Origin of the sequence: Aeromonas sp. S16(2024) (assembly GCF_041403065.1) — a bacterium.
GTDB lineage: Bacteria > Pseudomonadota > Gammaproteobacteria > Enterobacterales > Aeromonadaceae > Aeromonas.
Genome location: NZ_JBGLQX010000029.1, coordinates 1 through 18,878 on the forward strand (window position 1 = coordinate 1; position 18,878 = coordinate 18,878).

The following is an 18,878-nucleotide window of genomic DNA, read 5'->3' on the forward strand; positions in this document are numbered from 1 at the left end:
GGCATGTTAGAACCAGAGGGAGAGTGATGAAAGGTTCAGATCACGCAATGGGAGATAAGTTCAAAAAAATCCCCAAGCGATGCTTGGGGATTTTTGTATAAGAGACAGCCCTCGGGAGCCTTTTTGCTGGGCGTCGAACGACGGGCAGGGTTACTTGAACACCACCGTCTTGTTGCCGTAGACGAAGACCCGCTCGTTCAGCACCAGCTCCAGGGCACGGCTCAGCACGGATTTCTCCACATCCCGTCCCGCCTTGGCCATGTCGTCGGCGCTGAAGGTATGGCCCACGTGGATCACGTCCTGCTCTATGATGGGGCCTTCATCCAGATCGTCGGTGACGAAGTGGGCGGTGGCACCGATCAGCTTGACCCCGCGATCGAAGGCCTGGCGATAGGGGCGGGCACCGATGAAGGCGGGCAGGAAGGAGTGATGGATGTTGATGAGCTTGCGCGGATAGGCCTCCACGAAGCTCGGGGTCAGCACCCGCATGTACTTGGCCAGGATCACGTAATCCGGCTGGTAGCCGTCGATGAGGGCGCGTACCTGCTCTTCATGCTCGGTGCGGCTGAGATCTTCATGGCTCACGGCATGGAAGGGGATGTCGAACTTGCCGGTCAGCTCGGCGAGCGTGTCGTAGTTGCCGATCACCGCCACTATGTCCATGTCCAGCGCGCCGGCGTAGTTCTTCATCAGGATGTCGCCGAGGCAGTGGGTCTCCTTGGTGACCAGGATGACGATGCGCTTCTTGCCCGCCTTGACCAGACGGCGCTGGGCGCCCGCCGGCAGGGCGTCGTCGAGATCCGCCAGCAGGGTCTCGTCATTGAAGCGACCCTCCAGCTCGGTACGCATGAAGAAGCGGCCGTTTTCGTGATCCACGAACTCGTCGTTCTTGTTGATGTTGAGCTGGTGCTTGTAGCAGATGTTGGTGATCTTGGCGATGAGTCCCTTGGCGTCGGGGCAATCGGTCAGCAGTATTTTCTTTTCCATCTCTGTCATGATTCCGTTTGTGGTGTTGGCGCCCGAGTCTGCGCGGGCTGCACGTTTTTGCTGGCACTATGCCATAAACAAAATCAGAAAGGACAGCGCGCCGTGCACCTGAGTGGCAAGTCGCCAGTGGGGGGCGGTGTGCTGCATCCTATTCATCTTTGATGGGTTTTGGGCTGGTATCCTGGGTTTTTTTTCTTTAGGCTGTCTGCGCTTATTCTCAGGGCGGGGTGAAATTCCCCACCGGCGGTATCCCGATCTGACTCGGGGAGCCCGCGAGCGCCCGACCCCGGTTTCAAACCGGGGTCGGGGTCAGCAGATCCGGTGAGATGCCGGAGCCGACGGTCACAGTCCGGATGAAAGAGGATAAGACAGATATTGCAGTCATGGCTCCCCGCAGGCCGGCTGCTGCATACCTATCTCTGTCTGCCTTTCCATGCCCTGATTCTGGTCCTTGTCTTATTTAGGAGTCTTACCATGAATCAGTCTCTACTCAGTGAATTTGGTGATCCCATTGCCCGTGTCGAAGCCGCGCTGGCCGCATTGCGTGCCGGTCAAGGGGTGCTGGTGGCCGATGATGAAGATCGGGAGAACGAGGGTGACCTCATCTTCGCCGCCGAGTCCATGACCAATGAACAGATGGCCATGATGATCCGCGAATGCTCCGGCATCGTCTGCCTCTGCCTGACCGACGAGCGAGTTCGCCAGCTCGAGCTGCCCATGATGGTGGAGGCCAACTCCAGCCATTATCAGACCGCCTTCACCGTGACCATAGAAGCGGCCCAGGGCGTCACCACGGGTGTCTCCGCTGCCGACCGCATCACCACCATCCAGGCCGCCATCGCCGACGGCGCCCGACCCTCTGATCTGCATCGCCCGGGCCATGTCTTCCCGCTGCGTGCCCGCACCGGCGGCGTGCTGACCCGGCGCGGTCATACCGAAGCCACGGTGGACCTGATGCAGCTGGCCGGTCTCAAGCCTTACGGGGTGTTGTGCGAGCTGACCAAGGCCGATGGCTCCATGGCCAGGTTGCCGGATCTGGTGACCTTCGGTCGCCTGCACCGGATGCCGGTGCTGACCATCGAAGATCTGGTGCAATATCGTCAAATGCTGTCTGAACGTTCAGCTTAAGCTTCATACGAAATTGTATTAAGGGCATTTTTTGGTTACGCTTGGTGCGAACCTCATCCAGTGCACTCGTTTTTGACTTAAATTTGCACAAAAAGTGTGCGTTTAAAAAAAAATGAGGGTTTTAATGCATTTATCTGTGATGGGGCCTATCCAAACTCGTATTTATTTGTGCCATAATCACGCCGCTTGCTAAACGTCTGGCGAGTTAAAGGGAGCTTTAAAAATGAAGAAAATGTTGTTGGTAGGTGTTGTTGGTCTGTCTGCCCTGCTGGGCGGTTGTGCAAACACCAGCGAACTGGAAACTTCCGTTCAGAATCTGTCTAACAAAGTTGACCAACTGGCTCAAGATGTTAGCGCAGTTCGTGCTGATCAATCCAAGATGGCTGCTGATATCGCAACTGCTAACCAAGAAGCAGCTCGTGCTAACCAGCGCATCGACAACATGGCTACTTCCTACAAGAAGTAATCCATGCGAAAAAATGGCGCATTTTAATGCGCCATTTTTTTTGCCTGAAATTCGTCATTTCCCTTATTACTGCACTGCCTGCCTGAACAAGGCAATGCCGATTGCTCGGCATCCCCTGATTTCTTCATCGATTAATAAAGCAGGCTATAAAGCTTGCGGCGATAACTCTGCGCCGCCGGGTGTGCACCCATGGTGGTCAGGATATCGAGATAGATCTTCTTGGCATCGCCAAACGCCATGTCACGCTTGAGAATGTTGAACAGCAATGCCAGGGCTTCTTCCTGGCGGCCAACCTGATTGTATTGCACCGCCAGCTCCTGGGTGAGGGCGTCGTCGTCCGGTGTCTCGGCATGACGCTGCTCCAGGGCGCGCAGCTCCGGGCTGTCGCTGGCTTGCAGCGCCAGGGCCAGGCGGGAACTCAGGGTCTGATAGTGATCATCCTGTGCCACCATGGGGATGGCCGCGAGCAGGGCCTGCGCCTCATCCAGCAGAGCCAGATCCAGCGCAGCCTGCACCAGCCAGAGGCTGATGTCATGACGCTCGGGGGCCAGTCGGTGGGCCTGGGTGAGATGGGCATGGGCCACATCTGCCTGACCCTCAGCCAGGGCTTGCTGACCCTTCTCGAGCAGCAGCTCCTCTTCCTTGGGGGCGAAGGCGGCGAAGTACTGGCGCAGGGTGGCCTCATCCTGCGGGCCTTCCAGGATGGCCTGCTCGTCCGGGCGCCCCTGATGGAACAGCACCAGCGCCGGCAGCGCGCGCAGACCCAGCTGGCTGGCCAGGGGTTGCAACTGGGGATCGTTCATGTCGACCTTGGCCAGGGTGACCGCGGGATTGGCCGGGCCGACCAGGGTCTCCACCAGCGGGGTCATGCCCTGGCATTCTGGCATCTGCGGGGCGTGGAAATAGATGACGACCGGCTTTTTCATGGACGCATCGATCAGTTCGGCGTGGAAGTTCTGGGGATTGATGTCGACGATCATGAGGCTGACTCTCGGAAAATGGTGTGGATCAACATGGGGTCCAGGGGCGTGGATTTCAAGCGCTCGTCCAGCAGGTAGCCATTGATCTGGCGAGTCGGGGCGGCGAGGCTCAGCCAGCCGCTGCCAAAACGCCAGTCCAGCACCTGATAGCTCCGGGTATCGAGCCGGTTATCCAGCCGCCACCCCTCTTCCGGTACAAAGCGCACCTTGTCGAGCCCCGCAGCGATGCCGGCCCCCTGGGCTTTCAGCACCGCCTCCTTGCGTGACCAGAGCCGATAGAAGGCCGAGGCCTGCTCCCGGGATGGCAGGGCAAGCAGCCACTGATATTCCTCAGGAGCATAGAAACGTTGGGCCAATGGCAGGACGGGGCGCTGGCGCAAGCCCATCTCCACATCCACGCCGAGGGGACCTTGCTGGCAGAGGGCGAGCACCAGCCAGTCCCCGCTGTGGCTGAGATTGAACTGCCAGTCATGGCTGATCAGGGTGGGCTTGCCGTGCTCGCTGGTGCGAAACACCAGCGCATCGGGCGGACAGCCAAGCCGCTCGGCCAGCAGGCGGCGCAGCAGTATCCGGCCGAGCAGGTACTCTCGCTGGCGGCCAGGCTGGCGGATCTCATGCCAATGGGGAAATTCGTCCGGCGAGAGCTCTGATTGCAGCCCGATCAACTGCTCGGCGTCGATAAGCGCCGGTTTTAACAAATAGAGATCCGCATAGAGCATAATATTTCACTTTAAAATGAGGTCGAAACAGCGATAACGATCCGTTTTGACAGGGCAAAACCGCTACTTTTGCGATTGTATATTGTTTGGCCATGATCACATTAATCATGCAAAACAGTGCATTTCCTTGCAAAAATGTGAGGTCGATAGGGATTTTCGCTTGCCTCGATAGAATTCTTGGATATAGTCGGGTGCTGTTGCCTTATAAATTGCCCTGTCGGGCTGCATTTTAACAAGTTTCACTCTATTTGCGGGGATAAAGGATTGCGCCACCTGATGCTACTGCTGGTCGTGCTCGGAATGGTGGGTTGTGCTTCTGCACCCCAGACCGAGGTCGCGAGCAAGATCGAGGTTTCCATGATGGAACCCGTGATTGAACCCGAAGTTTCACCCACACCAGATGTCAACGAAATCCTGACCGTATACAAAGAGTGGCGTGGCGTCCCTTACCGCATGGGGGGCAGCAGCCAGCGAGGCATAGATTGCTCCGCCTTCGCCCGTGAAGTGTTCCGCAATGCCGTCGGCATCGAATTGCCCCGCGATACCCGTTCCCAGGTTCATGAAGGCACCCGCGTTTCCAAGCAGGATCTGGTGGAAGGGGATCTGGTCTTCTTCAAGATCAACCGCCGCCTCAATCATGTGGGCATCTATGTCGGCAACGGTGAGTTCATCCACGCCTCCACCCGCGCCGGGGTGACCCGCTCCAAGCTAGACAACGCCTATTGGCGCAGCAAGTTCTGGCAGGCACGCCGGATCGATATCTGAGTCAGGCTGGACAAACGGCTCGCAGTACGGACTGTTTTTCCAACCTCACTTAAACCGGGCTCCTCGAAGCCCGGTTTTTTTATGGCCCTCGTTTAGACTTTCCCTGGCCGACTCTCTATAGTGTGGCCCCCTTCGATCCTCGGCAGGCCCAGCATGAAGACCCAGCACAAATCCGGATTGCACCCGCGCAATCGCCATCAGACCCCTTACGATTTTGATGCTCTCTGTCAGCGTACTCCCGAGCTGCTGCCTTTCTTGTTCGTCAACGAACATGGCACCCGGACCCTGGATTTCGCCGATCCGGCCGCCGTCAAGGCGCTCAACCGGGCCCTGCTGGCGCTGCACTACGGCATCCAGCACTGGGATCTGCCGCCGGGCTACCTCTGTCCTCCCATCCCGGGCCGGGTCGATTACCTGCATCGGGTGGCGGATCTGCTGGCCGAGAGTGCGGGGGAGGTGCCAAAGGGCAAGGGGGTGCGGGTGCTGGACATAGGCGTCGGGGCGAATTGCATCTATCCCCTGCTGGGGGCCCGTGAGTATGGCTGGCGCTTCGTGGGGTCGGACATCGATCCCGTGTCGGTCAAGGCGGCGACCCTGCTGGCGGCGAGCAATGGTCTGGGCAGTCAGATAGCGTGCCGCCATCATGACAACCCCAAGCAGATCTTTCGCGGCGTCCTGGGGCCGAAGGAGCGCTTCGCCCTGACCCTGTGCAACCCGCCGTTCCACGCCTCTCTGGCGGAGGCGAGCAAGGGGACTGAGCGCAAGCTGCGCAACCTCGGCAAGGCGCTGACAGGGACTCCCGTGCTCAACTTCGGCGGACAGAAGGCGGAGCTCTGGTGCGAGGGTGGCGAGGCGGCGTTTCTGGCCGGCATGATAGAGCAGAGCAAGGAGTTTTCAGGCCAGTGCCTCTGGTTCAGCTCGCTGGTGTCGAAAAAGGAGAATCTGCCTGCCGCACGAAAGGCGCTGGCTCGGGTGGGGGCTCAGGATGTCAGGGTGATCGACATGGCGCAGGGCAACAAGGTGAGCCGGATCCTGGCCTGGAGCTTCCTGGACGAAGCGAGCCGAACCGCCTGGTGGTCTGCTCCCGGCCGCTGAGGAAAAAGGGGGTGTTGAGAGCAAAAATACCCCAGACAGCCTCCTTTTCCTGCCTTGACGGTTTCCGGCCAGTAGCCGTCACGGCAATCGTTTTTCCGCTTTATACCTGTCCGTTTTTCCCTGCGTGTTAGTGACCACTTTCATCCCCGGTACAGTTGTACGCCGAGATTTTTTTGTACTTACCTGTGAAACTTTCATAAAATGGGACTGGTTAGACCTCTTTACAGGCTTTGAATCGAATAGGGATCGGTACATGAAAGTTGTCGATTTTCTGAAGCACAAGCGCGAAATCCTGGCGCAACACCCCTTTGAGCTCAAGGATTGGCTCTCTCCGGCGATCCGTGACTACTGGCGTGAGTTTCAGCAAAAGGCACACCTTCACCCTTTGCTGGGGCGAGTGCTGGATCTGCAGGCCGACCAGTCGCTGGTGCGGCAGCAGCGCGCATCCCAGGCTCAGGCGGTCAACAGCCAGCCGACCCTGATCGAAGAGAACCCGGTGGAGCTGAGTGGTGAAGCCGCCACCCTCTACGCCGAGCTGCAGGCCCGGATCGGGGAAGAGACCCATGTGGGTGAGTGGTTGCAGATAAGCCAGGGGTTGATCGATCAGTTCGCGGCGGTGACCGGGGATCATCAGTGGATCCACACCGACCCCGAGCGTGCGGCGGCCGAGTCGCCGTTCAAGACCACTATTGCCCACGGTTTCCTGACCCTGGCCCTGCTGCCCCAACTCACCGGCTCGGTGGACGAGGCGACGCCGGAATTCCCGAGCGCCCGCATGGTGGTGAACTTCGGTCTGGAGCAGGTCCGCTTCCCGTACCCCATCAAGGTGGACAGCAACATCCGTGCCCGTACCAGGCTGTCGCGCGTCACCCCTATCAAGGGCGGGCTCGAGCTGCTCAAGGAGATCAAGATAGAGATCGAGGGGATCCGTCGCCCCGGTTGCGTCATCGAGTCGGTCACCCGGATCTATTTCTGACCCCCGTCCCTCCCGGCGATGAACACAGGCCCACTTCGGTGGGCCTGTGTCGTTTCCGGGTCCCTAGAAGCTGGCGCCCAGGGTGATGATATGGCGCCACTCCTTCTCGCTCAGGCTCGTCTGTGAGTCCTGATAGTCGAGCCAGGCATCGTCCCAATCCAGCTCGCTCGACCAGGAGAGGCGCAGGTGATCGTTGAAATAGTAACGAAGCCCCAGGCCGCCGCTGATGGACTGCTTTCTGGTCAGATAGGGTGAGGGCTGGTCGATGAACTTCTCGTAACTCCCCTTGCTGAAGAGTTCAAACTTCTCTTGCCACAGATCGAGGGGCTGACGGTAGTCCCACCCCAGGCTGAGGAAGGGGTAGTTGATGATCCGCTCGTTGAACAGACCCGAGTTGCTCCACACCTCCGGCCTGAAATAGGCCCGCTCCAGACCGAGCTGGGTGATGAGCTCAAGCCGGCGTTTCTTGTCATTCCAGAAGCGGTAGCCGGGGCCAGAGGCATAGTCTATTTCAAGATATCCGGCATCGATCAGGTTGTAGTCGATGTCGACGGAGGAGCTCAGGAACCAGTTCTCGTCAAAGAAGAAGTCGAGCTTGGGCTTGAGCTTGTATTCGTGGCTGTCGGTGATGTTGTTCGCCGTCTCATAGATGTACTCGCCATCCAGGCTGTAGCGCCAGTCCAGATTGGCCAGCTCGGTGGAGACCTTGAGGTTGACGTTGTTGGTCCTCTTGGTGTTTTCCTTGAGCTTGATGTTGAGATCGCCGGTGCCGGTCAGGAGCCAGGCATTGACTTCGTCAGGGGAGTCCAGCAAGGGTATCCCTGTCTTGGTCAGCGGCTTGAGTTTCTCCTGTTTGTCCAGGCGCCAGCGCTTGATGGCATGGCGCTGGACAGTCAGGACTTCGCTGTAGGATGGCTTGATGCGGATCTGCTCGTCCGTGATCTCTTCTATGGTGCCGGTCAGGCGATCGCCGTTCTGCATCCACAGTATGTCCGCCATCGCGGCTGAGCCGGGCAGCAGGGTCAACAGGAGCGCCAGCAGGGGAAGGCCGCATCTCGTCATGATGATCACCGGGAGGGCCTTAGCCGCTGATGGGGCGGGGCAGCCCGTTCTTGTCGTCGAGCAGGGCAGTCACCCGGGCGCCATCTATCTCGGGGGCCGCGATGAACTGCTCGACCTCGGGGGAGAGCACCAGGGGCGCCCCCTCGGACATCTCCTCCTCGGTACGGGAGAGGGGGGAGTGCACTTCCAGCCAGCGACGGCCATCGGGCTCCACCGCCATCTTGACCGGCTGGTTGATCACCTGCACCCGGGTACCGACAGGCACCAGGCTGAACAAGGTCTCTATGTCATCCGGGCGCAGCCGGATACAGCCCGCGCTGACCCGCAGACCGACCCCGAACTCCTTGTTGGTGCCGTGTATGAGGTAGTCCTTGTTGCCATAGCCCAGGCGCATGGCGAACTTGCCGAGGGGATTATCCGGGCCCGGGGGCACCACGGCCGGCAGGTCTATGCCCTTTTGCTCCAGCCAGGACTTGCGCACCATGGGGCCGGGTACCCAGGTCGGGTTCGGATTCTTCGCGATGACCGTGGTGGTCATCTCGGGCGTCTCGCGGCCTATGTCACCTATGCCGATGGGCAGCACCATCACCTCAGCCTTGTCCTTGGGGAAGTAATAGAGGCGCAGCTCCGGCAGGTTGATGACGATGCCCTCCCGCGGCACATCGGGCAGCAGCATCTGGGTCGGCAGGGTCAGCCGGGTGCCGGGTGTGGGCAAATAGGGGTCTACCCCGGGATTTGCCTCGAGCAGCGCCAAAAAGCCAATCTGGGTATGTTTGCCGACCAGCTCCAGATGATCGCCAGGTTGGACTATGTAGTCTTCCAGCTCACCGATGAGACGGCTGTCCGCCGGCGGAAGCGGATAGGTTATTGACCAGGCTGGCGCGGTCCAGAGGCTGGCAGCGGCCAGCAGCAGTGAGACGATACGGGTATTGCGCATGGTTTTTCCTATCGGCAGTTCTCGAGGGAAGCGCTTCCCTCCCAAAAAATGAGCAGAGATTGTCAACCAATCGCCCGGGGATTACCAGCGCCAGACCGCGCCCTCACGGGCCGGATTGAGGCATGCTGAGGGGGATTTTCGGCCCTCATCCCCCTGTTTTTCAGGGAAAGGCGGATAATCCTGCGCCGGTGGCGGGGGAATAGGCCAAGAGACCACTACTGACACAGAGGGAGCGGCTAGCTGCCTCAGCCAGCCTGGGCGCAGCAACCAGCAAGGGGAGGGGCGTGATCCGCCACAGGCTGACGGTTTAATAGCCAGTCGTCTGATCTACAACGAGATTTACGTTGATTTCCCGACTCGGGTTGGGTCAATATGAGGGCCCGCGGAGAGATGCCGGAGTGGCCGAACGGGATTGACTCGAAATCAATTGTGGCAGCAATGCCACCCAGGGTTCGAATCCCTGTCTCTCCGCCATTTATCGAACCCAATCTGTTCAACAGGTTGGGTTTTTTGTTTATACGCCTGTCGTGGTGCGGTCCTCCCGCATGGCATGGATCCAGGGCCGCCCCTTTGCCTGGCGAGCTGAGCTTGTCCGTGATCGTCGCCTGCACAGGCCCCGCCCGGGGCTCCCCTCCGCCATCTGTCCAAGACAAAAAACAGCCGCAAGGCGGCTGAAAAAGCGAGTCATCGTTCGTGACCAGTCCGTAGGCATTCGCTCACATCGCTCGAGCGGCCAGGTGCGGCACCTGAGCGGGCCGGGTCTGGGAGCGGATCCTCATCCGTCCTTCCCGTTATCCGTTCATCTGGGCTGGTTGCAGCCGCTTGCCGCTGCCTACCACCAGCGTGGCCACCATCAGCAGCACGGCGCTGCCAGTCAAGGTGGCGTCTATGGTGTAGTGATCGAGCAGCCAGCCTCCGATGCCAGCCCCCAGCATGATGGAGAGCTGGATGGCGGCAACGATGAGGCCGCCACCACTCTCGGGGGCGTCGTGGATCCCCCGGGCTATCCAGGCGGACCAGGCCACTGGAATGGCGGCATTGATGGCGCCCCACAGGGTCAGCATCAGCGCGACGCCCCAGAAGGAGTGCTGCATGGCGAGCAGGCCAAGGGTGATGAGACCAAGTATCAGGGGCAGCCATCGCAGCAGCCGATAGAGGTGGCGATGCAGGGTGGCGCTGGCCACTGTGGTGCCAACGAAACCGGCCATTCCCAGTGCCAGCAGCAGGGAGGAGAGCTCCGGCAGGCTTGTTTGTGTACGCGTCTCCAGAAACGGCCGGAAGTAGGTAAACCCACAGAAGGCGCCAGCAAAGGTGAGCATGACGCCGAGCATGGCCATCGCCACATTGGGCCGCTTAAGCAGTCCCAACGCTTGTGTCACGCGGCGTTCGCTTCGCATCGAGGGCAGGCTGGCCGCCATCCACAGCAGGTTCAGCACCACCAGCGGGGTTAGCAGCCAGAACACGCCCCGCCAGCCGATGATGCCACCCAGATAACTGCCGAGCGGAGCGGCAAAGGCGGTCGCGACGGCATTGCCGGTGTACATCAGACCGAGGGCTCTGGGCACCGAGTCGGAGGCCACCAGCCTCATGAGGGTGGCGGTGGCCAGTGCCCAGAATCCGCCGATGACTATCCCTAGCAGGGCCCGGGCCAGCATCAGCAGTGCAAAGTTGGGGCTCAGTGCGATCAGGATGAGGGATAGCAGCATCACCAGTGTCAATACCATCAGCACATGGCGCCGCTCATGGTGGGCGCAGACCCGGGTGACCAGCAGGCTGGCGATGACGGCGAAGAGACCCGAGATGGAGATGGCAAGGCCCGCCTGACCATCACTGACACCGAGATCGCGGGCGATCGGGGTCAGCAGGCTGACCGGCATAAACTCTGCGGCGATCAGCAGGGCCACGCAGAGGGACATGGCCCCCACGGCCCCCCAATGCTCTTGTACCACGGGGGCGGATCCGACAGCGGCATGATGAGTCTTCATTTCACGACCTGATATTGAAGGAATGGTGGTGCGTCATTTGACGGCTTCAATAGTAAGAGTGCCTGAGGGTTGGGCGGTCAAGGCATCCAGACCCGATGTAATGCGCCCCAGCTTGATAAGTCCGGTTGAATAGCCAAAGTCCCGATAGAAGATCGCGAGATTTCCCCAGGGGGCGTAATAGGTGAGATCCCCCACGCCCGGGTCTATGCCCTTTGGGGCGCCCAGCGTGGTCAATTGGCGCGGCAGATAGGCAATCTTTTCGGTCTCGGCGTAATCCTCGATCGGCAGCGTCAGGGGGAGCATGGCGAAAAAGTCCCGGGCGCTGTGATTATCTTCCAACCTGGCCGTGATGATCTGGCCGGCGATCGTCATCTTGATATTCATGGTCTCTCTTGGGTTCTGATTTGCTGTTCGGGTGGCGGCTGACGCGCAGGTCACCACCAGGAGCAGGGTTATCGCACAGGCGAACACGCCTCTGATCATCATTCGTCTCCCTACATGGGCGCGGATCAGTCAGATGAGAAAAACGCGGCTAAGGGTCCGCCGCGTTTTCGACACTTACTTCAGGTTGGTCTGGAAGAACAGTTCAATCTTGTCAAACGGGATCTTGTCCACCTGATCGTACAGATCGACGTGGTTGGCGCCTTTGACGATGTACAACTCCTTAGGCTCATTGGCTGCCGCGTAAGCTGTCTCGCTAAAGTAGCGTGAATGGGCTTTTTCACCGTGAACCAGCAGCAGCGGACGTGGCGATATCTCCTTGATATAACTCAATATCGGCATATTCATAAACGAGATCGGTGTGGTCTGGGTCCATGCGTTACCTGAGTTGACCGCCCTCGGGTGGTAGCCGCGCTTGGTCATGTAGTAGTCGTGGTAGTCCACCAGAAATTGCGCCTCGCCACCCTTAAGGGTGTTGTAGGCGGGTTGGTAGGCTGGCGCACCTTTTTCGGCATCCTGCCAACGCTGTTGACTCAATTGCTCCAGTACCTTGGTTCGTTGATCAAGGGTCATGCTGTCGTTGTAGCCCCTGGACATGACGCGGGTCATGTCGTACATGGTACTGGCGACCACGGCTCTGACCCGCTTATCCACAGCGGTCGCATTGAGGGCCATGCCGCCCCAACCACAGATACCTATGATGCCAATGCGGTGAGGGTCTACTTCTTTTTGCAGGCCGAGGAAATCGACGGCGGCACTGAAGTCTTCGGTGTTGATGTCGGGCGAGGCCACATTGCGCGGTTGGCCGCCGCTCTCGCCGGTGTAGGAGGGATCAAACGCCAGCGTGGCAAAGCCGCGCTCGGCCAGGGTTTGGGCATAGAGACCGCTCGACTGCTCTTTTACGGCACCAAATGGACCGCCCAAGGCAATCGCGGCGAGCTTGGCAGCCCCCCGATTTTTCGGCAGATAGAGGTCGGCGACCAGGGTCAGGCCGTAGCGGTTCTTGAAGCTCACCTTGCGATGCTCGACCTTGTCGCTCTGGGCAAAGGTCTTGTCCCATTGGGTCAGCATGGAGACAGGTTCTGTGGGATTGGCCGTTTGGGCATGGCTCATGGTGGAGACTCCGGTTAATGCGGCGCCCAGCAGCAGGGCAGACGCGACAGCTGTCAGCTTCTTGGGGAGAACATTCATGGTAAAGCTCCTTGAATTCGGATTTCTGATTCGTGGTCCTGAGGAGGGCTTGATGGTGTTGTGACCCAGGCACTGCATTCTAGTTAGAACTGCTGGTGATGATTAGGCGGGCTTTTTTGATAACATTAATGCGAAATAGTTCTTAATGTGGCGTTCAATGGGCGTTGAACAGGCCATGGTTGGCTGAAAATAGATGGGTGGAACAAGATGACAAGCCGCGAGAATTACAACGATCTCCACGTCTTCATGCTGGTTGCCCGGGAAGGCAGCTTTACCCGGGCGGCAGCCAGACTGGGACTGGCCCAGTCCGGGATCAGTCGCACCATCCGGGAGCTCGAGGCCAGGCTTGGGGTGCAACTGCTGGTGCGCACCACCCGCAGTCTGTCACTGACCCAGGCTGGCGAGCAGTTGTACCGCACGGCACTGAGCGGCTTTCAGTCCCTGGATGCTGGGCTGGCTACGCTAGCCCATTTTCGCGACACCCCTTCCGGCACTGTGAGGATCAACGCCAGTCAGCACGCCATCGACAAGGTGCTGCTGCCCAAGCTGGCCATCTTCAGACAGCGTTACCCTGACATTCGACTGGAGCTCATCAGCGAAAGCCGCTTCGTGAACATCATCGACGAGCGCTTCGATGCCGGTGTGCGACTGGGCGGCGAGGTGGACGAGGGGATGGTGGCCGTGCGCATTACCCCTGATATGGAGATGGTGATGGTGGCGACGCCGGATCATTTTCTGCAATACGGCTTTCCGCAGACGCCGGCCGAGCTGGCGGTCCACCCCTGCATTGCCTACCAGTTTGCCGATGGCAGTCTCTATCAGTGGGAACTGTGGCAGGAGGGCAAACTCGTCAAGCATCGACCGCAGGGACAGTGGGTCTTCTCCGACAGCTACATGGAGGCGGCGGCAGCAAGAATGGGGTTGGGGTTGGCCTATGTGCCTGAGGAGCTGGTCACCGATGAACTGGAACGCGGAACCTTGATCCGGGTGTTACCGCGGTTTAGCCACCGTCTGGAAGGTATGTATCTTTACTATCCTCATCGCAACGTATCACCCGCCCTGATAGCCCTCATCGACACGCTGAAACTCTGAAGGCAGACGCCGAAGGATGGCCGTTTCTGCCTGTGGCGGCGACAGGCCGGCGAGCCTGCCGCCCTGTGCGAGGCCCCATGGCGTGGGGCAGGACGGGGCTCAGCCCTTGCGGCTGGCGAGCTGACGCAGCAGCTGGGTGCTCTGGTGCAGGCTCTGCTGCTGCACCTCGCTCAAGGGGCACTGCTTGAGCACGTATTCGGCGCTGGCCACCACCGTCTTCCAGCGCGGGACCTTGGGCAGGGTGTCCAGGCTCAGATATTTGTCGAGGGTGCGGGTCTGGGGGCTGGATCTGTCCATGTAGACGCGCCACAGCTTGCTCTTCTCCGCCAGCACTATCTTGCCCTTGCCAGTGCTCTGCTGCCAGGTCTCCAGGGTGAGGCGCATGGTGTCCACCAGGGCCCGGCGCAGGGGCTCGTCATCCTGCTGGCGAATGAGGTTGTCCGCGAGCGATCTAAACTCGCCCCCCAGCCGGCTCAGCTCACCCAGCAACTGGCCGTCTTCGATGATGGCCTGGCGCGACAGGCTCTTGAGGGCGTTCTCCAGGGCCATCACCCTGTTGTCATCCTGGCGCTGCTCGGTGCTGAGGGTGAGGGCGAAGGCGTGTTGGCCCCCCAGGCTGATGGGCAGGGCCCGGGCATTGAGCCCGTCCTTCTGGCCCGCCACCAGGAAGATCAGATCCTGCTCCGGGTGCGCCGTCATGTCGGGCCACTGGCTCGCCAGCGGGGTCGCCAGCCACTCGTCCAGCGGCAGCCCTTCCATGGCTTCCGGCTCCTGGCCCAGCAAGCGGGCCAGGGCCCGGGAGGCAAACAGCACCACCCCCTGCTCGTCGATGAAGACCATGGGGTCTGCCCCCTCCCCGAGCAGCGCCAGCAGCCGCTCCTGATCCTGATGCAGCTGAGCCTGCAGGCGCAGGCGGTGCTCTATCTCCTGCTTGAGCAGGTGATTTTCCACCAGGGAGGCGCGGCCGGCGCTGGCCTCCAGCAGGGCCCTGACCCGGGCAAACAGCTCCTCCTTGCAGAAGGGTTTCACCAGATAGTCGTTGGCCCCGGCGTTGAAGCCCTCCTCGATGTCCTTGGGCTGGTTGAGGGCGGTGAGCAGCAGCACCGGCAGCTTCTCCTTGGGATGCTGCTGGCGAAGCCGGCGACAGACGTCGAAGCCCGACAGGGTTGGCATCATCACGTCCAGCAGAATGAGATCCACCGGCTCCTGGGCCAGCTTGGCCAGGGCGTCGTGGCCGTCGCTGCTCGGCAGTATGCGGTAGCCGCAGGGCTGCAGCAGGTGGCGCAGGATATGCAGGTTGATGGGCTCGTCATCCACCACCAGGATGAGGGGCGCGTCTGGTGGGGGCGGGGGCAGATCGTCGCTCTCCCAGTCCGGCAAGATGAGGGGTTGCTGGCGCACCAGCTGATGCTCTATCTGGCGGCTGTCGAGGGTCAGGCTGCCCACCTTGCCGCTGGCGAGCGGCAAGGTGAAGGCAAAGGTGGAGCCGACGCTCGGCTCGCTCTCCACGAACAGCTCGCCCCCCATCAGGTGTACCAGCTGGCGGGTGATGGAAAGCCCGAGCCCAGCCCCCTGCTTGCTCACTTCCGGGCTCATCTGCACCAGGGGTTCGAAGATGTGTTCCAGATGATCTTTGGCGATGCCGATGCCGGTGTCTGTCACCCTGATGCGCAGGAAGTTGCCCTCCACCAGGGCGCTCAGCACCACCTTGCCCTGGGGGGTGTACTTGATGGCGTTGCCCACCAGGTTGTAGAGCACCTGTTCGAGGCGCTGCTCGTCCGCCAGTACCGGCGGCAGCTCCGCCGGGCTGATGTCCACCAGGGTGAGGGGCTTGGCCTGCACCAGGTGCTGGCAGAGATCCAGCACCAGCCGTATGACTCCCTTGGAGGAGACCGGCTGGGGATGGATCTCCAGCTGGCCGTAGCGCATCTGGTGGTAGTCGAGCAGATCGTCCACGAGACGAGCCAGGCCGTCGGCGCTCTTGATGATGAGGCCGAGCTGCTTCTGCTGCCCCTCGGTCAGATCCTGCTGGCTGGCAAGCATGGACTCCGCCATCCCCTTGATGCCGTGGATGGGGGTGCGCAGCTCGTGGGAGGTGTTGGCCAGGAGTTCGTCCTTGAGCTTGTCCGCCTGCTGCAGGCTGAGGTTCTGCTTGTGGGTCAGCTTGACCTGCTGTTGCAGCTCCTGGGTCTGGCGCTCGATGAGCTCAATCTTGTCTTTCACCGAGCGCTGCATGTGGCGGAACGCCTGAGCCAGCCGGTCTATGTCGTCGTCGGTGCGGGGTATGGTGATGGGGTGCTCCAGGGCGCCGTCGGCCACCTGCTCGGCGGCGGCGGTGAGGGAGCGCAGCGGCGCCGTGATGGAGTGGGAGAGCCAGCGGGAGAAGAGGATCAGCAGCAGCAATGAGCCCGCCCCCAGCAGGATCACCAGGGTCTCCAGCTGGCGTATGGGGGCATAGGCCTCGCTGGTGGAGATCTCGGCGATGAAGGCCCACTCGGTGTCGAACACCTTGACCTGGGTGTAGGCGGCCAGCACCTCGTCATCGTGGTAGGAGAGGAAGGGGCCGACCCCCTGCTCGCCGGAGAGGGCCTTGATGACGAGCGGCGTCTGCAGCGGCCGGAAGTCGGGGCTGAAGCTGTTCTCCACGCTGAATTCGGGGGCCAGCCAGGCGTTGGCGCGCATCCGCTTGTCCGGGCCGATGAGGATGGTCTCGCCGGTCTCGCCGAGCCCCTCCCGCTCCGCCATGATCTGGTTGAGCTTGTCCGGCAGCAGCTCGAAGATCACCACGCCGCGCACATAGTCGTACTGCATCACGGGGGCGGCCAGATAGGCGACCACCTGGCCGGTCAGCTCGTTGCGGCCAAAGTCGGTGAACTCGAAGATCTGCTGGGGTTTCTGGCCGCCGTCGAGGCGACGCTTGATCTTGGCGAAGGTGTTGCCAAGGCCGCTGGCCTGATAGGGGCCGGAGAGCAGGTTGGTGGCGAAGTTGGGGTGCTTGGTGACCGAATAGACAACGTCACCGTTGAGGTCCACCAGGAAGATGTCGCTGAAGTTGGACTTGCGCACAATGTCGGCGTAGCCGCGGTGAAAGCGCTGATGCACCCGGCCATACATCTCGTCTGCCAGGATCAGGGCGCTGATGGAGGGCTCGATCTCCACCTGGCTGTCCGGCTGTTGCAGCTTGTCCCAGGAGCCGGCCACATAGCGGGCCTGGGCGCGGGCGCGAGCCTCCTGGGGCGTGGTGCCGAGTTTTTCGAAGGCCCCGGTGAAACCGTAGAAGCGACCGATACTGTTGCCGGCAAAGTCCTGTTGGGAGAAGTTGATGATCTGCTCCTTGAGGTTGCCGAAGTAGTCTTCCAGCTGGCTCTTCTTGATGTTGCGCACCGATACCAGATGGTTGGAAGTCTGGGTGGTGAGATCCTTGCCGTGGCTATAGAGGAAAAACAGGGTGACCACCAGGAAGGGCACCAGGCCCAACATGAAGAAAGCCAGCATCAGCTGTGGTCTGAGCCCACGAGGCCTAAAGATCCATTTCATGGTGTGATTTTCAATTGAGAATCCAGTTACTAAGCGGAGTGAGTTTCTGATTAAAGACTAACTATTTCAATGGCTTTATCTTAAATTCGCCCGTCGGGTCACAGGGAATGGCGGGAATTTCGACCAAGGCGTTTAAAGCCTGAGCAAACGGTCCGGAAAAGCGCGCAAAGTGAGAAAAAAGGGTTGTGCCCGGGCTCGGGGTACGTATAATGCGCCTCGTTGTCAGGCAACTGGCACACGGCAGTCAGGCGGGAATAGCTCAGTTGGTAGAGCACGACCTTGCCAAGGTCGGGGTCGCGAGTTCGAGTCTCGTTTCCCGCTCCAATTTTCCATGGCACCAATCATGGATATCACTTTCAAGACAATCAGTCTTGTCAGCATGGCGCGTTAGCAAAGCGGTTATGCAGCGGATTGCAAATCCGTTTAGTCCGGTTCGACTCCGGAACGTGCCTCCATCTTCTTACTGTTTTTCATTCTTGTTTCATGCCCTGTTTCATCCCAGAAACGTCTTTCGGCATATCCCCTTGCGTTCAATATCCTTGCTGGGTCAGCAACAGCTCGCAGCCCTGATGGCGCCACTCTCTTTGCAGATAGTGACTTATCTCGTCGAGAGATTGTCCCCGGTACTGAAGTTGCAATTCGGCGGCGTGGTCGGTCAGATCGGCCATCTTCTGCTTCAGCAGGCCGCATTGCCACAGACTGACGACAGGGACCCCCTGGTACGCCAGCGTGATGGCGTCATTCCGATTGAGCCGCCACTCCTGCCACTGTGTCCAGGCGAGCAGACCCAGCACGCTCAGGACTGCGATTTCTGCCAGTTTCATTCGCTTCTCCCCCCATTTACCTGCCCATGCATTAACTCTTGTTCAAGGCGTGGTTTTTGCCAGCCTTGTTACTCTTTGGTTAAATAATGTAACCCGGTTTCACTTTTTGGTTTTTAGGCGGTTTTTTTATAAAAAAACGGGCTTGTTGGTGTAGTAATCCTACAGATTGTGGAGTAATCTTTGCTCAGTGGTCTTACCAGTAAGGAGTGCTATCATGTTTCATCCCTTCTCCCTGACTCAGATAATCCTTCGCCGCATCTTGGTATTGATGGTGGGTCTGATCGCCTTCCCGGTGATGCTGTTTCGCCGCGATCGCGCCCGCTTCTACAGCTACCTGCATCGGATCTGGAACAAGACCAGCACCAAGCCGGTGTGGCTCAAGATGAGCGAACGGGGTGAGCGGATCTTCTACTGATCCCCTGCCCACAGTGAAAAAGACAGCCCAGGCTGTCTTTTTTTATGGCCGGCAACCCGGCATGGGCCTCTTTCCTGCCTGGCTGAGGAGCCAGCCCCGGGCTTGCTGTCGGGCAGGCACCCGCCTTGGCCCCTATCCAGAACCTCTCTCTTCCCCTCTCCACACCCGCGATTGCCCCAGGTAGCACCCCGTCATGCCTCCTGGCCGGGGTCGGTCAGCGCCGCGCGCATGCGGGCGAGACCTATGGGTTTGAACAGGCAGTCATCCATGCCCAGGCG

The 18,878-nt window shown here is 60.0% G+C and carries 17 protein-coding genes, 3 tRNA genes and 1 riboswitch; of the genes, 10 read left to right on the forward strand and 10 right to left on the reverse strand.

The genetic code is table 11. The features are described from left to right. Positions 1-150: 150 nt before the first annotated feature. Positions 151-987: a formyltetrahydrofolate deformylase gene (gene purU, locus ACB030_RS17715; protein WP_043131177.1), complete on the reverse strand. Its 837-nt coding sequence runs from the start codon at positions 985-987 to the stop codon at positions 151-153. A gap of 209 nt (positions 988-1,196) precedes the next feature. Continuing rightward, positions 1,197-1,356: riboswitch (FMN riboswitch) on the forward strand. Positions 1,357-1,461: 105 nt separating this feature from the next. Here purU and ribB point away from each other — a divergent pair. Continuing rightward, positions 1,462-2,115, forward strand: coding sequence for a 3,4-dihydroxy-2-butanone-4-phosphate synthase (gene ribB, locus ACB030_RS17720; protein ID WP_139438249.1), 654 nt, complete (start codon positions 1,462-1,464; stop codon positions 2,113-2,115). Between the two features lie 223 nt (positions 2,116-2,338). Next, positions 2,339-2,581: an Lpp/OprI family alanine-zipper lipoprotein gene (locus tag ACB030_RS17725; protein ID WP_025327798.1), complete on the forward strand. Its 243-nt coding sequence runs from the start codon at positions 2,339-2,341 to the stop codon at positions 2,579-2,581. A gap of 131 nt (positions 2,582-2,712) precedes the next feature. Here the strand turns inward: ACB030_RS17725 and ACB030_RS17730 are convergent, their stop codons facing one another. Continuing rightward, positions 2,713-3,561, reverse strand: coding sequence for a tetratricopeptide repeat protein (locus ACB030_RS17730; RefSeq protein ID WP_371161621.1), 849 nt, complete (start codon positions 3,559-3,561; stop codon positions 2,713-2,715). Further along, positions 3,558-4,280: a 4'-phosphopantetheinyl transferase superfamily protein gene (locus tag ACB030_RS17735; RefSeq protein WP_371161623.1), complete on the reverse strand. Its 723-nt coding sequence runs from the start codon at positions 4,278-4,280 to the stop codon at positions 3,558-3,560. Before ACB030_RS17735 ends, ACB030_RS17730 begins: the two co-directional genes overlap by 4 nt. Before the next feature lie 276 nt (positions 4,281-4,556). On the opposite strand from ACB030_RS17735, the gene ACB030_RS17740 reads away from it, so the two are divergent. The 3 genes from ACB030_RS17740 to ACB030_RS17750 all read left to right on the forward strand — a co-directional run bounded on the left by ACB030_RS17740 (position 4,557) and on the right by ACB030_RS17750 (position 7,116). Next, positions 4,557-5,045 carry a C40 family peptidase gene (locus ACB030_RS17740; protein ID WP_371161625.1) on the forward strand — a complete coding sequence of 163 codons (489 nt, stop codon included), beginning with the start codon at positions 4,557-4,559 and terminating at the stop codon, positions 5,043-5,045. A 153-nt stretch (positions 5,046-5,198) separates the two neighbouring features. After that, positions 5,199-6,140: a 23S rRNA (adenine(1618)-N(6))-methyltransferase RlmF gene (gene rlmF, locus ACB030_RS17745; protein ID WP_371161626.1), complete on the forward strand. Its 942-nt coding sequence runs from the start codon at positions 5,199-5,201 to the stop codon at positions 6,138-6,140. 253 nt (positions 6,141-6,393) lie between these two features. Continuing rightward, a complete protein-coding gene (locus tag ACB030_RS17750; RefSeq protein WP_371161628.1) occupies positions 6,394-7,116 on the forward strand; it encodes a MaoC family dehydratase in 723 nt (240 codons plus the stop codon). A 63-nt stretch (positions 7,117-7,179) separates the two neighbouring features. Here ACB030_RS17750 and ACB030_RS17755 read toward each other — a convergent pair whose 3' ends face one another. Both ACB030_RS17755 and ACB030_RS17760 read right to left on the reverse strand, forming a co-directional pair. Further along, a complete protein-coding gene (locus tag ACB030_RS17755; RefSeq protein WP_371161630.1) occupies positions 7,180-8,178 on the reverse strand; it encodes a DUF481 domain-containing protein in 999 nt (332 codons plus the stop codon). A 19-nt stretch (positions 8,179-8,197) separates the two neighbouring features. Next, the gene (locus tag ACB030_RS17760; RefSeq protein ID WP_371161632.1) at positions 8,198-9,115 is read right to left on the reverse strand and encodes a L,D-transpeptidase family protein; all 918 of its coding nucleotides are present in this window, start codon (positions 9,113-9,115) and stop codon (positions 8,198-8,200) included. A 384-nt stretch (positions 9,116-9,499) separates the two neighbouring features. Here ACB030_RS17760 and ACB030_RS17765 point away from each other — a divergent pair. After that, positions 9,500-9,589: transfer RNA gene (locus ACB030_RS17765), tRNA-Ser, on the forward strand. A 317-nt stretch (positions 9,590-9,906) separates the two neighbouring features. Here ACB030_RS17765 and ACB030_RS17770 read toward each other — a convergent pair. The 3 genes from ACB030_RS17770 to ACB030_RS17780 all read right to left on the reverse strand — a co-directional run bounded on the left by ACB030_RS17770 (position 9,907) and on the right by ACB030_RS17780 (position 12,732). Continuing rightward, positions 9,907-11,100, reverse strand: a complete 1,194-nt coding sequence (locus ACB030_RS17770; protein WP_371161634.1) for an MFS transporter — start codon at positions 11,098-11,100, stop codon at positions 9,907-9,909. A gap of 33 nt (positions 11,101-11,133) precedes the next feature. After that, a complete protein-coding gene (locus ACB030_RS17775) occupies positions 11,134-11,586 on the reverse strand; it encodes a cyclophilin-like fold protein (protein ID WP_371161636.1) in 453 nt (150 codons plus the stop codon). Between the two features lie 72 nt (positions 11,587-11,658). Further along, on the reverse strand, positions 11,659-12,732 hold the full coding sequence (locus ACB030_RS17780; protein ID WP_371161638.1) for an alpha/beta hydrolase: 1,074 nt from the start codon (positions 12,730-12,732) through the stop codon (positions 11,659-11,661). A 207-nt stretch (positions 12,733-12,939) separates the two neighbouring features. Between ACB030_RS17780 and ACB030_RS17785 the strand changes: the two genes are divergently transcribed. Continuing rightward, positions 12,940-13,824 (forward strand): LysR family transcriptional regulator, encoded by an 885-nt coding sequence (locus ACB030_RS17785; protein WP_371161640.1) that lies wholly within the window; start codon positions 12,940-12,942, stop codon positions 13,822-13,824. Between the two features lie 99 nt (positions 13,825-13,923). On the opposite strand, the gene ACB030_RS17790 is transcribed toward ACB030_RS17785, so the two are convergent. Beyond that, positions 13,924-17,361, reverse strand: a complete 3,438-nt coding sequence (locus ACB030_RS17790; RefSeq protein WP_371161642.1) for an ATP-binding protein — start codon at positions 17,359-17,361, stop codon at positions 13,924-13,926. Between the two features lie 248 nt (positions 17,362-17,609). Between ACB030_RS17790 and ACB030_RS17795 the strand changes: the two genes are divergently transcribed. Together ACB030_RS17795 and ACB030_RS17800 are read left to right on the forward strand one after the other, a co-directional pair. Next, a tRNA-Gly gene (locus ACB030_RS17795) sits at positions 17,610-17,685 on the forward strand. A 57-nt stretch (positions 17,686-17,742) separates the two neighbouring features. Next, positions 17,743-17,816: transfer RNA gene (locus ACB030_RS17800), tRNA-Cys, on the forward strand. Between the two features lie 75 nt (positions 17,817-17,891). Here the strand turns inward: ACB030_RS17800 and ACB030_RS17805 are convergent. Further along, a complete protein-coding gene (locus ACB030_RS17805) occupies positions 17,892-18,185 on the reverse strand; it encodes a hypothetical protein (RefSeq protein ID WP_371161644.1) in 294 nt (97 codons plus the stop codon). A gap of 214 nt (positions 18,186-18,399) precedes the next feature. On the opposite strand from ACB030_RS17805, the gene ACB030_RS17810 reads away from it, so the two are divergent. Further along, on the forward strand, positions 18,400-18,600 hold the full coding sequence (locus ACB030_RS17810; RefSeq protein WP_205641307.1) for a YbfA family protein: 201 nt from the start codon (positions 18,400-18,402) through the stop codon (positions 18,598-18,600). Positions 18,601-18,878: the final 278 nt, after the last annotated feature.

Excerpts from the sequence above, each read along its gene's own strand:
- purU (WP_043131177.1), bottom strand. The coding sequence starts at position 987 with ATGGAAAAGAAAATACTGCTGACCGATTGCCCCGACGCCAAGGGACTC.
- ribB (WP_139438249.1), top strand. The coding sequence starts at position 1,462 with ATGAATCAGTCTCTACTCAGTGAATTTGGTGATCCCATTGCCCGTGTC.
- ACB030_RS17725 (WP_025327798.1), top strand. The coding sequence starts at position 2,339 with ATGAAGAAAATGTTGTTGGTAGGTGTTGTTGGTCTGTCTGCCCTGCTG.
- ACB030_RS17730 (WP_371161621.1), bottom strand. The coding sequence starts at position 3,561 with ATGATCGTCGACATCAATCCCCAGAACTTCCACGCCGAACTGATCGAT.
- ACB030_RS17735 (WP_371161623.1), bottom strand. The coding sequence starts at position 4,280 with ATGCTCTATGCGGATCTCTATTTGTTAAAACCGGCGCTTATCGACGCC.
- ACB030_RS17740 (WP_371161625.1), top strand. The coding sequence starts at position 4,557 with ATGCTACTGCTGGTCGTGCTCGGAATGGTGGGTTGTGCTTCTGCACCC.
- rlmF (WP_371161626.1), top strand. The coding sequence starts at position 5,199 with ATGAAGACCCAGCACAAATCCGGATTGCACCCGCGCAATCGCCATCAG.
- ACB030_RS17750 (WP_371161628.1), top strand. The coding sequence starts at position 6,394 with ATGAAAGTTGTCGATTTTCTGAAGCACAAGCGCGAAATCCTGGCGCAA.
- ACB030_RS17755 (WP_371161630.1), bottom strand. The coding sequence starts at position 8,178 with ATGACGAGATGCGGCCTTCCCCTGCTGGCGCTCCTGTTGACCCTGCTG.
- ACB030_RS17760 (WP_371161632.1), bottom strand. The coding sequence starts at position 9,115 with ATGCGCAATACCCGTATCGTCTCACTGCTGCTGGCCGCTGCCAGCCTC.
- ACB030_RS17770 (WP_371161634.1), bottom strand. The coding sequence starts at position 11,100 with ATGAAGACTCATCATGCCGCTGTCGGATCCGCCCCCGTGGTACAAGAG.
- ACB030_RS17775 (WP_371161636.1), bottom strand. The coding sequence starts at position 11,586 with ATGATGATCAGAGGCGTGTTCGCCTGTGCGATAACCCTGCTCCTGGTG.
- ACB030_RS17780 (WP_371161638.1), bottom strand. The coding sequence starts at position 12,732 with ATGAATGTTCTCCCCAAGAAGCTGACAGCTGTCGCGTCTGCCCTGCTG.
- ACB030_RS17785 (WP_371161640.1), top strand. The coding sequence starts at position 12,940 with ATGACAAGCCGCGAGAATTACAACGATCTCCACGTCTTCATGCTGGTT.
- ACB030_RS17790 (WP_371161642.1), bottom strand. The coding sequence starts at position 17,361 with ATGAAATGGATCTTTAGGCCTCGTGGGCTCAGACCACAGCTGATGCTG.
- ACB030_RS17805 (WP_371161644.1), bottom strand. The coding sequence starts at position 18,185 with ATGAAACTGGCAGAAATCGCAGTCCTGAGCGTGCTGGGTCTGCTCGCC.
- ACB030_RS17810 (WP_205641307.1), top strand. The coding sequence starts at position 18,400 with ATGTTTCATCCCTTCTCCCTGACTCAGATAATCCTTCGCCGCATCTTG.